We start from the raw sequence: 14,178 nt of genomic DNA on the forward strand, positions 1-14,178 counted from the left end.
GTCCTTTCGTCACAGCTTGAAACGAATGCCGACGCGATAGGTGCGCCCGAGCAGGTCGTAGAGCGTCTGGTTCGTCGCCGGCGTCGCATAGGCGCTGCCCGCCGGCCCCGGTGCTACGGTCGCCGGATCCTTGTTCAGGAGGTTGTTCACCGCGAGATAAAGTTCGAGCTCCTTGCCCGCCATCGCGACGTCGAAAGTCAGCGAGGTGTCGAGATAGAAGGCGCCCGCGATATGATTGTCGTTGATCGTGCGGTTGGTGACCGTCGATGCGGGGCAGCCCGAGGTGCATTCGACGAAGCTGGTGTCATAGACGCCGCTCGAAATGCCGCGCCCTGTCAGGTTGAAGTTGAAGTCGTCGGTCGCCCAATTGGCCTGGATGCGGTAAAGCCATTTGGGCGTCCCGCCGGGCGCATTTTGTCCCACCGTGTCGGTCGGCGCATCAATGCCATTGTCGAAATAATTTTTGATGTAGCGCGTCGCCATCGCGCGCAGCGTCAGGTCGCCGCTGCCGACCGGCATCCGGTAGGAGCCTTCGAAGTCGATCCCCTTCGCACGCTGAACCGCGAAGTTGAACGGGCTTTCAAAGACTTGGAGGTTATTGCCGAAAGCATTGGGGCCGCGCACGACGGCCGTGCAAAAGGCCTGCACGCCTTCGGCGCAGCGGTCGACGATTGTTTGTGCCGCGACGGTACCGATCGCGCCGTTGATCTTGATATCATAATAGTCGGCCGATAGCGCGAGGCCGGGGATGAAACGCGGTTGCAGCACGACGCCGACGCCCCATTGGTCAGCCTTTTCGGGGTCGAGCAGCGGGTTGCCGCGCGTCGTTCCCGCGAACTGCACCGAGGCATTATTCTGCGTCGGATCGATCAGGACGTTGATGCGCGTCGATCCTGCGGTGAACAATTCGCCCAGATTGGGCGCGCGAATGTCGCGCGATCGCGTCGCGCGGAAGCGGATGTCGGGGATGGGCTCCCAGGTCAGCCCCGCCTTCCATGTCGTGACATAGCCCGAGGTCGAATAGTCGGTGCCGCGCACCGCGCCGTTGAGGTCGAGCCCCTCGAACACCGGAACCGCGAGTTCGAGATAGGCCTCGCTGACATTGTAGGAGCCGAAGCTGGGCAGGAAATTGCCGACGAACCAGCCCATCTGGAATTCTTCGGCCACTTCGCCCGACACTTTCTCGCGCCGGTGCTCGCCGCCGATCGCGACCGACACCGGCCCCGCGGGCAGCTCGAAGGCGTCGAACGACAGGTTGGCGGCGAATACGTCCTGCTGGAATTTCTGGCGGCGGAACGGGTTGCCGATCACATAATCGAGCCCCTCCTGGCTCGCGGTGCCGATGCCGATGCGGTTGAACGGCACGCAGCCATTGTCGGGGCTGGTGAGCGACGAGCGGCAGACGATCGTGCCTGCGGGCACGCCGAGCGCATTGCCCGCGGGGGCGAACACCGCGTCCTGCGCGAGCGCGAGGCGCGCGTTGTTGCTGATGTCGCGCGCCATTTCGCGCGTGCGGCTGATCCCCTTCTGATAATAGACGTCCCAGCGCGCGCTCGACCCGAAAAGGTCGAATTCGCCGTTGGCGCCAACGACATAGCGCTGCAATTCGCGTCGCGTGTCATTCTTGCGGACCGGCAGATTGGCGTTGGTCGTACCGAGCCTGAACTTGTCGATGCCCCGAAGCGCCAGCTCGTCGCGCACCGACTGCGGCAGGAACGCATTGTCCGACTGGATCGTGACATTCCCCTGATTCAGCTGGATGCCGAGGTTGCCGAGATTCTTCGACTTGGCGTAGGAAGCCTGGACGAAGAGATTGAGCCCGTCGGACACTTCGAAGCTGAGGCGCCCGAACAGGCTCTTGCGGTTTTCGGCCGGGTCCAGCGACTGGAAGCTGTTCACCTGCGTCGATTCCCAGTCGCCGCCGACCATCCACGGGTCGCGCACGGTGCCATAGTCGAACTGGCCGACCGCGCCGCCGGGGCCGAAAACGGTGCCGCGCAGCGCGGTGTCGGTGATGATCCCGCCGGGCGTCGCAAGGCTGAGCCCCGCGCCTGACACGACGAGCCGTTCGGGTTCGCCGTTGCCCGCGGCATAGGCGGGGTTGGTGATCATGTACGACCCTCGCTGGTTCCAGTCGCGCGGCACGCTGTGCAGCCCGTCCTTGATCGCGATCTCGCCGTTGAGCAGCAAGTGGCCGCGCCCGCCGGCAAAGGCGGTCCCCGCGGTCAGCGTCGCGCGATAATTGGGGGCGTCGCCATAGGTGGTGATGCCATATTCGGCCGATCCCTTGATCCCGGTATAATCCTTGTCGAGGATGAAGTTGACGACCCCTGACACGGCGTCGGACCCATAGGCGGCCGACGCGCCGCCCGTGACAATCTCGACGCTCTTGATCAGGCCTTGCGGAAAGGTGTTCACGTCGACCAGCCCGGTCATCGTCGATCCAACCGAACGCTGGCCGTCGAGCAGTACGAGCGTGCGCGCGGTGCCGAGCGCGCGCAGGTTGAGCGCGTTGACCCCGGCGGTGCCCGCGCTGATGTTGAGGTTCGAGCTCGCGGGCGTGACGCTGCCGACGAGCGAGGGGATGTCGTTGACATAGTCGGCGATATTCGCCGGCGCCGAACTTTCGATATCCTCCGAATTGAGCACGGTGAGCGGGGTGGGGGCGCGGAAGCCGTCGCGCTGGATGCGGCTGCCGGTCACGGTGATCTCGGCATCCGCATAAGTCTCGGCGGCGGGCACCGGCGGCGTGTCCTGCGCCAGCGCGGGCGCGTTCCAAAGCAGCGCGGTGGCGAGCGCCGCGGTCGATACGATCGGCGTTGATCTGGTCATGTGTCTTACCCCTTGTTTTGTTTGTTTATTGTGCGTGAAGGACGCCTCCATTCCGCCGGCGAGGCCGGCGCGTTTCCCTGGATTATTTGCATTGACCCGTTGGCGTGCGCGGCAACGGCTTGCCGCCCGCGGCGCCTGTCGGCTCGCCATTTTCGAGCGCGAGCACGCCGTTGACGAGGACGAAGCGCATCCCGGTGGAGAAGAGCGCGGGATGCGCATAATCGGCGCGCGGAGCGAAGGTCGCGGGATCGAAGGCGATGACGTCGGCGAAGGCGCCCGCCTTGAGCTCGCCGCGTCCCTCCAGCCCGAACAGGCGCGCCGTAATCGTTGTGCTCTGCGCGATGAAGCGCTTGAGATCGAGCACGCGCTTGTCCTTCACATAGGTCGCATATTTGCGCGCGTAGGAGGCGTAATAGCGCGGATGGCCGCGCGAAGCGTCCGAACTGGTGACGACCCAGGGACGGGTCATGAAGGCGGCGATGTCGGCCTCGCTCTGGTTGAAGGACGCGACCCCCGCCTCGCGCTGACGAAGCACGGCAATCGCGGCATCGACCGGATCGACGCCCTGTTCCTTGGCGACATCAGCGAGCGTCTTGCCCTCTGCACCGGCAGGGCCCGAGGTGATGAGCAGCGACGCGGGTCCGCCGCGACGGCGAAGATTCTCGGCGATCTCGGGCCGCATCCGCGCCATCGTCGCGGCATCGTCGAACCGTTTCAGCATCGCGGCGCGCCCGCCGTCCTGCGCCCAGCGCGGAAGGAGCGCGGCCGACAGGCCGGTGCCCGAAGCCGACCAAGGATATTGGTCGGCGTGGACGATCTGGCCTGCCTTTTGCGCCTTCTCGATCTGCGCGATGATCGCGGGCGCCTGGCCATGGACATCGACGCCGAGCGCCTTGATATGCGCGATATGCACCGGAATGCGCGCGTCCCGCCCGATCGACAGGGCTTCATCGACGGCGGCAGCGAGGCCGATCGTATAGCTCGATTCGTCGCGCAAATGGCTGTCGTAGACGCCGCCCTTCGCCGCTGCCGCCTTGGCCAGCGCGACGACCTCGTCGCGCTTGGCGAAACTTTGCGGGGCATAGAAGAGGCCGGTCGAAAGGCCGAGCGCGCCGTCGCACATCGCCTTGTCGACCAAGCCGGTCATCTGCGCGAGTTCGGCCGCCGTGGGCGCGCGGTCGGCGGCACCGATGACCTTCGCGCGCACGGCGCCAAGGCCGACATAGGCAGCGAAATTGATCCCGAAGTCGCGCGTCGACTGACCGAGGCCCGCTTCGCCTTCTCCCCCCGCACCGGCCTTTGCGGTGCCGAAGGTGCGGGCGATGTCGGGATCGCCGCCGCCGTCGACGCCGATGAAGGCGGTGGTGACGCCCTGCGTCAGAAACGGGAGCACGAGCCGCGCGGCAGGATCGGAGGAGGCAAGCGCCTCGCCCACATGCGTATGCGGATCGATGAAGCCCGGCGCAACGATCAGCCCGGTCGCGTCGATCGTTCGCGCCGCCGTTCCCGGCGCCTTGGGGCCGACATAGGTGATGCGGTCGCCGCGGATCGCGACATCGCCGCGAAAGGGTTCGGCCTCGCCGCTATAGATGGTGCCGCCGCGCAGGATCAGGTCGGCGGCATCGCCGGACTGCGCGGCGCCTTGCTGCGCGGCGAAGACGCCCGCCGCAAGAGTAGCGACGATCCCGGTAGTTGTCCTGAGAGAGCGGATCATGTGCGACACCCCTTTTTTTCTTACATGGCTAAGGACTTTATGCCGTTCCCCAAAAGCCTCGTGCGGGCGGCGTCAAGACACCTGTGCCGTGTCCGACGCCGCCCGGCCGATCGTTCGCCAGCCACAAAGGACCGTCGAGATCGACGAAGGCCGATCGCGCCGCGATTATCAGCGCGGGCGCGATCGACAGGGACGAGGAAATCATGCTGCCGGTCATCACGCCGAGCCCGGCGGCGGCAGCGGCATCGGCGAGCGCGAGCGCGCCGGTCAGCCCGCCGGTCTTGTCGAGCTTGATGTTGATGACCTGATATTTTTCCGCGAGCGCGCCGACGTCGCCCGCGACATGGGCCGATTCATCGGCGGCGATCGGGACGAGCGGGACGAAGCCCGCAAGCGCATCGTCCTCGCCCGCCGGGAGCGGCTGTTCGAGAAGGTCGATCCGCAATTCGGCGAGCAGGGGCTGGAGCCGCTCGACCTCGGCGAAGGTCCAGCTTTCATTGGGATCGACGATGACGCGCGGGGCGGGCGCGGCGTTGCGGACGGTGCGGATCTGCGTTTCGGGATCGCTGCTGTCGACTTTGATCTTGATCAGCGGCACGCGGGCGAGTGTGCGGGCGGCGGCGCCCATCGCGGCGGGGGTGTCGAGGCTGACGGTGATCGCGGTCGGGGTGGCGCCGAGCGGCGGGCGGCCGAGCCGGTCGGTGACGCTCTGCCCCGATGCCTTGCTTTCGAGGTCCCACAGCGCGCAGTCGACCGCGTTGCGCGCCGCGCCCGCGGGCATGACTTCGGCCAGCTCTTCGCGCGTCGCGCCCGCCTCGATTGCGCGGCGCGCTTCTTCGATCGTCGCCAGCGCGCCCGCGATCGATTCGTCATAGCGCGGATAGGGCACGCCTTCGCCGCGTCCGGTGACGCCGTCGCAGCCGATTTCGACCGTCACCACATCCGCGACGGTCTTGACGCCGCGCGAGATGCGGAACGGCCGGGCTAGAGGGAAAGCGTCGCTTTGCGCGGCGAGGGTTCGAAGCATTTGGCGATCCAGTCGATGATGGGGTCGACGCCCATGGAAAAGGGGTCGGTGCAGGGCAGGCCGAGCGCGTCGGCGGTTTCGGCGCAAAGCCGTTCGGCCTCGGCGGGCGAGAGCTTGGAGGTGTTGAGCGCGACGCCCACGGCGCGAACGTCGGGATTGGTAAGCCGCGCGACCTGCAGGTTCGCGTCGAGCGTCTCGCGAAGACCCGGCATCGGATAATGCGGCAGCCCGCGCATGTGCGGACGCACCGGGTCGTGGCACAGCACCAGCGCATCGGGTTGCGCGCCGTGGAGAAGGCCGGTCGAAACGCCGGCGAAAGAGGGGTGGAAGAGCGATCCCTGACCTTCGATCAGGTCCCAGCCGTCATCGTCGCGCGGCGGCGACAATTGTTCGATCGCGCCCGAGATGAAATCGGCGATCACCGCGTCGAGCGGCACGCCGCTGCCCGCGATCAGGATGCCGGTCTGGCCGGTCGCGCGGAAATCGGCCGCCATGCCGCGCGCGCGCATCGCGCGTTCGAGGCAGAGGGTCGCATACATCTTGCCGACCGAACAATCGGTGCCGACCGCGAGCAGCCGTTTGCCCGCGCGCCGCTTGCCGTTACCGATCGGAATGTCGGGGCGCGGATCGCGGACGTCGTGGAGCGCGCGGCCGTGGCGTGCGGCAGCCTCGACGAGCGCGGGCTCGTCGCGCAACCGGTTGTGGAGGCCGGAAGCGACGTCGAGCCCGGCCTCGATCGCCGCGACGGCGTCGCGAACCAGATCGTCGCCGAGCTTGCCTCCGGCATTGGCGATGCCGAGCACGAGCGTTCGCGCGCCCGCAGCAACCGCCTCGGCAAAGTCCATGCGGGGCAGGCCGAGCGTCAGCTCGCAATCGTCGTGGCGAAATTCGCCGACGCAATCGTCGGGCCGGAAAACCGCAAGGCCGCGCGACGTCTTGATGCCGACTTCGTCGTTCACATGGCCAAGATAGAGGAGGTAGGGGCTGGCGATCATGAAAGGCCTCTCAGGTGGGGACGGGGGCATCATGCTCGAAGCGTCCGGTGCGCGCGTCTTCAAAGGCAGGGGAGGGCCATAACCGGTGGCTATGGCCCTGGGGCGACGCTCGCCGGCCTGCCCGGCGGACGGTGGAACGGGCCCGCGACCGCCATCTCGCGGGCCAAGCAGCCGGGATGGCTTCGTCATCGAACGGACTAACATACTTCTGCGACAATTATTGTCAGATAAATAGGCCAATTCAATCGCGACAGGGGAATATGTATGAACATCATGAACTCTATAAAGCGCACCCTGCGCGGCGCCGCGGCGACAGCAACTGCGCTGGCGCTCCTCGCAGGGCCAGGCGGGCTTCCGGCGGCGGCGCAGACCCCGACTCCTACCTCTTCAGCACCTGCCGAGCAGGAGAAGCGCCCGAACGTGATCGTCATCCTCGTCGACGACATGGGCTTCTCGGACATCGGCCCCTATGGAAGCGAGATTCCGACGCCGAACCTCGAAGCGCTGGCCAAGAACGGTCTCCGCTTCACACAATTCTACAATACCGCGCGTTGCAGCCCGTCGCGCGCATCGCTGCTCACGGGCCTCTATCCGCACGAAGCGGGGATGGGCGGGCTCGACAGTGTCGTGCGCCCCGGTCTCGGCGGCTTTCAGGGACGGATCGCCGACCGTGCGGTCACGATCGCCGAAGTGCTGAAGCCCGCCGGCTATTTCACCGGAATGGCGGGCAAATGGCATGTTGGCGCGCAACACGGCACGCCGCCGAAAGAGGTGGGGTTCGACCGATCCCTCTTTCACAAGGGCGGGACCTATTTCCCGAATCAGCCGGGCCGTGAGTTCGCCATGATCGACGGCCAGCGCACGCGGCTCGATTCGCCCGAGGTGGGCAAGGGCGAATGGTATGCGTCGGACATGCTGGTCGACTGGACCGTGCGTTTCGTCGACGAGGCGAAGGCGCAAGGAAAGCCCTTCTTCCTCTATCTGCCGTTCACCGCCGTCCATTTTCCCGTGATGGCGCCGGCCGACGAGATCGCGAAGTTCAAAGGCAAATATATGGCGGGCTGGGACAAGCTGCGCCGCGACCGCTTCGAGCGCCAGAAGCAGGCGGGGTTGATCGCCGCCGATGCGACGTTGTCCGAGGTTTTGCCCGAGGCCTATGACTGGGACAAGATGTCAACGGCTGACAAGGAACGGTTCGACACGATGATGGCGGTTTACGCCGCCGCCATCTCGCGGATGGACAAGGCGATCGGCACGCTGGTCGCCGATTTGAAGGCACGCGGCGAATTCGACAACACACTGATCCTCTTCATGTCGGACAATGGCGGCAACGCCGAAAGCGGTCCCGACGGGCGCACCGGCGCGGCGCCGTGGGGCGGCAAGAATTCGAACATCTTCGTCGGGCTCAATTGGGCGACGCTCCAGAACACGCCGTTCCGCTATTTCAAACATTATGCCGAGGAAGGCGGGATCGCGACGCCGCTGATCGCGTCATGGCCCGCCGGGATCGACGCCAAGGCTCGCGGCACGATGGTACGCGAACCCGGCCACCTTATCGACGTCATGCCGACGCTGGTGGAGCTTGCCGGCGCGAAATATCCGGCGCGGTTCGATGGACACGACATCCGCCCGATGTCGGGGCGCAGCTTTGCCGGTGCGTTCGAAGGCGAGCAGCTGACGCGCAGCCTGCCTATATTCTGGGAGCATGAGGGCAATAAGGCGGTGCGCGACGGCAAGTGGAAGCTGGTCGCGCAATTCGGCACGCCCTGGCAGCTTTATGACATGAGCAGCGACCGGACCGAGACGCGCGACCTTGCCGCCGCGCACCCCGACATAGCCGCGCGCATGGCGAAGCAGTGGGACGATTGGGCTGCGACGAGCTTCGTCGATCCATGGCCGAACAAGGTCGACGGCGGCGTGGTCAAGGGCCGGCTGGAAGGCGGCAAGGCGCCGGGGCCGGGCAAGGGAAAGCGCGGAAAAGGCAAGCGAAAGCGCGCTGCGCAGGCTGCGACGGGCGAATGACCCGCGCGGCGCCCCGCGCGCCCCAAAAAGAAGCCCGCAATCGCCGGGTGGCGATTGCGGGCCGATGGCTCCCGTGGGGGATGGGATCAGAAGCGGAAGCGGACGCCGACGCGGTAGATCGTCTCGAGGAATCGCGTCTGCCACGGATAGCTGTGGCCCTCGGCGTCATATTGCCGGCGGTTCGTCGCCGCCGCGCCGAGCAGGTTCGTCGCGCTGAACGCGATCGTCACATTCTTCGTCGGATCGAGCGTCGCGTTGAAGTCGAGGCTGCCGCGGCCATCCTCGATGATCGGCGTCGTCGGACCGAGCACCGCATTTCCAAGGGACGGATCGTTGACCCGGTTATAGTCGGTCACGAAGTCCGAACGGTAATTGTAGGAAAGCCGGGCCGAGAAGGACTGGTTCTCGTAAAAGACCGATGCGTTTGCGATATGGTTCGATACCCCGGCGATCCGCTGCTTGCCCGGCAGGGTCGCGGCCAGCGCCTCGGGCAGTTGGGTCCCATGGTCGATATAGGTATAGTTCGCGAGGACGCCGAAATTTTGCAGCCATGCGGGCAGTTGCGGGAAGCGAAGGAAGGTACGGAACGCCGCTTCGATGCCGCGCAGCTGGCCTTCGCCGCCGTTGAACGGCCGCGTGACGCGCAGCCGGCCGAATTCGGCATCTTCGACATCGGTGGTGAAATCGGAGATGAAGCCGGTCACATCGCGCTGGAAGGCGCCGAAGGTCAGCGAACCGCCGCGCGAGAAATACCATTCGAGCGACGCGTCGTAATTCTGCGACTTGATCGGTTGCAGATCGGCGTTGCCGCCCGAAGCATTGCGGACGCAATCGACGTCGTTCGGATCGGTGTTGCAGATCGCCGAGGGCGCGCCGATGGTCAGCGACGGGTTGAGGTCGCCGAAACCGGGACGCGTGCGCGTTTCGGTAAAGGCGAGGCGGAGCTGCAGCTTGGGCGCCAGGCGAATGCGCGCACTGACGTTGGGCAGGAAGTCGGTGTAGCTGTTCGACTGTGACACCGGCGTTACCGTGGTGACGCCGCCGGTCGTAACACGGTCGAAGCCATTGATTTCGGTCTCGGTGCGCACGGCGCGCAGGCCTACGAGGCCATCGACGGTCATCCTGCCGATGTCGAAGGCGTAGCGGCCCTGCACATAGCCCGCGTATCCTTTTTCGTTGCCGAAATAGACGCGATCGAGCGGGGGGACTTCGGTGCGGTCGCCCGTGAGGTCACGCAGAAAATCCAGATTGTCCATGATGCTGTCGGTGGTCGGTGTCAGGAAAACGCGCGTGACCGGCACTTTGTCGCCACGAAAGCCCGGTGCAACGGTACTGTATTCGAGCGGCAGCAGCGAATAGAATTGGCCGCCGGGCGCGTTGCCGCTTTCCGAATAATTGGCGAAATCGAAGTCGCGGCTGTTGAAGCGGACACCGGCCTGGACGTTGGTAATGCCCGTCGGACCCATCCGGTAATCGAGGTCGAGCCGTCCCTGCCAGTCGCGGCCGTGGTTGCGCTCGCCATTCTCGCCCAGCCCCACCATGCGATAACGCGCAGGGTTGTTGACGGGGAAGTCGTCGACGACGACGGTGCCGCCGCCGGCACCGATATCGGTGTCGAAATCATAGGTGCGCGTCGGCTGCGGCACGACGAGCGAATAGTTGAACTGCGTCGTCCGCCGCGTGAAGGTCGAATCGGTGAAGGCGACGTCGCCCGTGATCTTCAACCCGTCGCGCTTCCAGATGAAACCGGTGCCCGCCTGATAGGTGTCGGTCTTGCCCGTCACGACATTCTGGTTGCCGGTCGGGATGCCCCCGGCGGTCGCGGTCATGCTCTTGACCTGGTTGGTGCCGGGGAACAGCTCGATGTCGCTCAGATTGGCCTGTACGCCCGAGTTGATCTGGAGGTTGCTGCCATAGCCGCTGCTGCGATAGCCCTGGAACAGGAAGTCGGCATAGAATTCGAGTTCGTTGCTCGGGCGCCATTGCAGTGCGGTCGCCACCGACGGGCGGTAGCGATCGGCCGTGTTGTAGTTGATGTTCACGAACGAAGGGTAACGGATCGTGCCGAGGCCGGCGACGTTGCGGCTAAGGATCGCCTGCGCGACGTTGCGCGACGAATCGAGAAATTTGAGATCGGTGTAGGATCCTTCGATCAGGAAGCCGATGTCGCCAATGCCGGTTTCCCAGCGCTTGCTGAGCAGCAGGTTCGCATCGACGCCGAGTTTCTGCGACTGTTTCCAGTGCACGCCGCTGACGCCGCCGGCGATGCGGTCGCCCTTGAAGTCGAGGGGCTTGCGCGCGCGCACGTCGATCAAGCCGGCGACACCGGGTTCGAGCAGATTGGCGCTGCCCGATTTATAGACGTCGAGGCGCGCGATGCTGCTCGAAGGGAAGTCCTGAAGTGCGACCGCGCGGCCCTGGCCGGTGAAAAGTTCGCGGCCATTATAGGTGGTCGCGATATTGGGCAGGCCGCGGACGCGCGTGCCGGCGGCGGTGCCGTTCGCATAATCGACCTGCACGCCGGTGATGCGCGCGAGCGATTCGGTCGCGGTCACGTCGGGCAGCTTGCCGATATCCTCGGCGACGATCGAATCGACAATCTGGTCCGAATCCTCCTTGATCGCCTGCGAGGTTTCGAGGCTGCGCTGGATCGCAGTGACGACGATCGCGTCGTCCGCCGTCGGGTCCTCGGGCGCCGAGTCGACGGTAACCTGCCCATTCTGATCCTGCGCCAGCGCCGTCGACGGCATCGCGACGATCGCCAACGCCGATGTCGTACACGCCAGGATTATTCGGTTTCGCATGATAATCTCCCCCTTCAAAATCGGTCAGATAGAATTAATATGATAAAATAAAGTGCGCCGGGCGATACTGGCCGGGCGTCCATATTTCCGTCACCTAGGCCGTGGTTTCGGCGTGGCCGGAGTGGGCAGGCTGGCGATCCATTTCGCGAGCTTGGCTGACAGCGTCTTGGCGATTGCCGTCTCGTCGGCCATCCGATTCTGCCGCTCCTGCGGGTCGCGCTCGATATGGTAGAGTTCGGGGCTGCTACCGTCGGCATTCATCAACAGTTTCCACGGGCCCGACCGGATCGAATAAAGCGGTCCGAAGGCTTCGCCGCCCGGACGCGCGATGTGGCTGTAGATATCGGGGCGCGAGGCGACAGGTCTGCCGCGCCACGCGGCGGACATATCGATGCCGTCGATCCCCGCCGGTTTCGGCGCCCCCGTAATCGCCGCCAGCGTCGGAAGCAAGTCGACCGCTTGCACCACGCTTTTCGCATCGCGCCCGCCGCTGGCGATATGGCCGGGCCACCGGACGATCAGCGGCTGGCGCACGCCGCCTTCGTACAGGCTTGCTTTGCGGCCGCGGTAGGGCGCCGCCGAGCCGGGCGTGTTGGCGCCGATGGTGGGGCCATTGTCCGAGGTGAAGATGAGGAGCGTATCATCAAGTTCGCCTGCCTGCCGCAACCCATCGACGAGCCGCCCGATCTCGGCATCCATCGCGACGAGCACGGCGAGAAACTGATCTTCGCGCGGCGTGGCGCCCTTGCCCTTGGTGGCGGCGAGCTGCTCGGGGCTGGGTACCCACGGTGTGTGCATGTCGGTCAGCCATAGCTGCGCAAACCACGGACGATCCTTGCTGCGCCCGACGAAATCGAGCGTCTTGTCCACGAAGCGGCCGGTGATCTCAGCGCGCGGCAGCCATTCGACCGGGCCCCGACCGAGTTCGGCGCTCTGCTGGCCCAGCTTGTTCGTGAGGTCGGTCGGCAGGACGCGCGGGCCAAGGCCTTCCCACTGGGTATAGCTTTCGTCAAAGCCATAGGCCGACGGGAGCGGCGCATCGCCGATGTCGCGTCCGCCGCCGAGGTGCCATTTGCCGAAATGGCCGGTGGCATAGCCGACCTGCCGCATCATGCGCGGCAGAACCGGCAGCGACGGGTCGAGCCAGTCGGCTTGACCGAAGGCGTGGTTGCGCTTGCGGTCGTGAATATAGGTGACGAAGCGGTCGCGCGCGGGGAAGCGGCCCGTCATGAAGCCGGCGCGCGACGGCGAGCAGATCGGCGCGGCGTCATAGAATTGCGTCATGACCATGCCGTCGCGTGCGAGCGCGTCGATGTTCGGCGTAGCGACCAGTTTGTTGCCGGTCAGCGACAGGTCGGCAAATCCCATGTCGTCGATCAGGATAAAAAGGATGTTCGGTTGCCGCGCCGGCGCGCGCGGGGCGGTTCCCTCCGGTCTCGGGACGTATGCGGAGCCGTGGGCGGGAAGAATACCGGCACCGAGCATTGCAAAAAGGGCGGCCCCCGCCGCCCCGATCGCCCATCGCCGCGTATGCCGTGCCGATTTCATCCATTCCTCCCTTGTCCGGCTCTGCACCTTCGTTATATCTGTATTATCGTATAATTCAGATGAGTCAAGTTTGTGCTGCGGAACGGGAGGGCGAGATGCTTAGGAAATTGGTTGGACTTGCAGGTGCGGTGCTGGCGCTGCAGTCGGGCGCAGCAATGGCGCAAGGCGCGCTCGGTGCCAATTTCAACGAACATTATGAAGATGTCGATTATCGCGAACTCGATAGCGCGAAAGCGAAATGGATCCGCCTGTTCCTGCCGATGCCGCAGGTCGATCGCGGGGCGGCCGAACATGGCGCGATCCGCACCACGCTTGAGGCCGGCGCGCGCGGATACAGGACGATCTTCACCTTGAAATGGCCGCAGAGCGACCGCGATTTCCCCAGGGCGGGAAGCGCGGAGTTTGCGCGCGAACTCGCGCGGCTCGATGCCGTATTACCGCTGGTGATGGGCAAGGTCGACATATTGGTGATCGGCAACGAGCCCTATTTCGAAACGCGCGAGCAGGATCGCGACCTCGACCTCAATGCCTTTTACGAAGCGATGGCGGGACGCATCATCGCCTATCGCAAGGCCAATTGCGGCAGCGACTGCAAGACGAAACTCTATATGGGCGCGCTCAACCGGCTCGATCTCAAGAAGAATAGAACGCCTTCGACCGAGCGCTGGCTCGCGTTTGTGAAGTCGACGCCCGAGATCGACGGGGTCAATATCCACCCGCATGTGCCGAAGATCGAGCTGTCGAAGGCGTTTCTCGACTATATCCTGCCGCGGATGCGGCCCGAGCAGACGTTCATCGTCACCGAATTCTCGCTTGTCGGCTGGTGGCAGCAAAATCTGACGAAGCCGGTCGCCCCGGCCTTCGCCGACAAATATCAGGCGCCGCGCACCGCGCAGAACTGGCAGATCATCAAGGCGGCGCTAGAGACGCCGTTCCCAAAAGAGCAATGGGATGACTTCCTGCGGATGAGTCCGTGGTTCGAGAACCGCAAACATTATATCGCCAACCAGATGAAGATGTTCCGCGACACCGGCCGGCTCGCGGTTGCAACCTATGGCTTCAAGCAGGGCAGCTCGATGTCGAACAATTTCGGCCCGAAGAAGACGCCGTGGTTGCTCAACAGCGTCTATGCCGGACGGACGATCCGTCCCAATCCCGACGGCACCACGGCATTCAACTACGCGTGGATAGACGATTTCCGACGGATGCAGGCGAAATAGCGCCGCCGCGTTGCGC

The 14,178-nt window shown here is 65.0% G+C and carries 8 protein-coding genes; 2 read left to right on the forward strand and 6 right to left on the reverse strand.

Annotated features, from left to right (window positions below; all coding sequences use genetic code 11):
* Window positions 1-9: 9 nt before the first annotated feature.
* The 4 genes from E5675_RS04555 to dgcN form a co-directional block, all read right to left on the reverse strand.
* Window positions 10-2,832 carry a TonB-dependent receptor gene (locus E5675_RS04555; RefSeq protein WP_136173541.1) on the reverse strand — a complete coding sequence of 941 codons (2,823 nt, stop codon included), beginning with the start codon at window positions 2,830-2,832 and terminating at the stop codon, window positions 10-12.
* A gap of 82 nt (window positions 2,833-2,914) precedes the next feature.
* Entirely contained in the window at window positions 2,915-4,546 is a 1,632-nt protein-coding gene (locus tag E5675_RS04560; RefSeq protein WP_136173542.1) for an amidohydrolase family protein, read from the reverse strand.
* 37 nt (window positions 4,547-4,583) lie between these two features.
* Window positions 4,584-5,573 carry an N-acetyl-D-Glu racemase DgcA gene (gene dgcA, locus E5675_RS04565; RefSeq protein WP_136173543.1) on the reverse strand — a complete coding sequence of 330 codons (990 nt, stop codon included), beginning with the start codon at window positions 5,571-5,573 and terminating at the stop codon, window positions 4,584-4,586.
* A complete protein-coding gene (gene dgcN / locus E5675_RS04570; protein WP_136173544.1) occupies window positions 5,531-6,568 on the reverse strand; it encodes an N-acetyltransferase DgcN in 1,038 nt (345 codons plus the stop codon). Before dgcN ends, dgcA begins: the two co-directional genes overlap by 43 nt.
* Window positions 6,569-6,841: 273 nt before the next feature.
* On the opposite strand from dgcN, the gene E5675_RS04575 reads away from it, so the two are divergent.
* On the forward strand, window positions 6,842-8,590 hold the full coding sequence (locus tag E5675_RS04575; RefSeq protein WP_168707790.1) for an arylsulfatase: 1,749 nt from the start codon (window positions 6,842-6,844) through the stop codon (window positions 8,588-8,590).
* Between the two features lie 86 nt (window positions 8,591-8,676).
* Here E5675_RS04575 and E5675_RS04580 read toward each other — a convergent pair whose 3' ends face one another.
* Together E5675_RS04580 and E5675_RS04585 are read right to left on the reverse strand one after the other, a co-directional pair.
* Window positions 8,677-11,394, reverse strand: coding sequence for a TonB-dependent receptor (locus E5675_RS04580; protein ID WP_136173546.1), 2,718 nt, complete (start codon window positions 11,392-11,394; stop codon window positions 8,677-8,679).
* Window positions 11,395-11,484: 90 nt separating this feature from the next.
* Entirely contained in the window at window positions 11,485-12,762 is a 1,278-nt protein-coding gene (locus E5675_RS04585; protein WP_247594780.1) for a sulfatase-like hydrolase/transferase, read from the reverse strand.
* A gap of 275 nt (window positions 12,763-13,037) precedes the next feature.
* Here E5675_RS04585 and E5675_RS04590 point away from each other — a divergent pair, with 275 nt between their 5' ends.
* The gene (locus E5675_RS04590; protein WP_210727610.1) at window positions 13,038-14,162 is read left to right on the forward strand and encodes a hypothetical protein; all 1,125 of its coding nucleotides are present in this window, start codon (window positions 13,038-13,040) and stop codon (window positions 14,160-14,162) included.
* Window positions 14,163-14,178: the final 16 nt, after the last annotated feature.

The organism is Sphingopyxis sp. PAMC25046, from assembly GCF_004795895.1.
Taxonomy (GTDB): Bacteria; Pseudomonadota; Alphaproteobacteria; order Sphingomonadales; family Sphingomonadaceae; genus Sphingopyxis.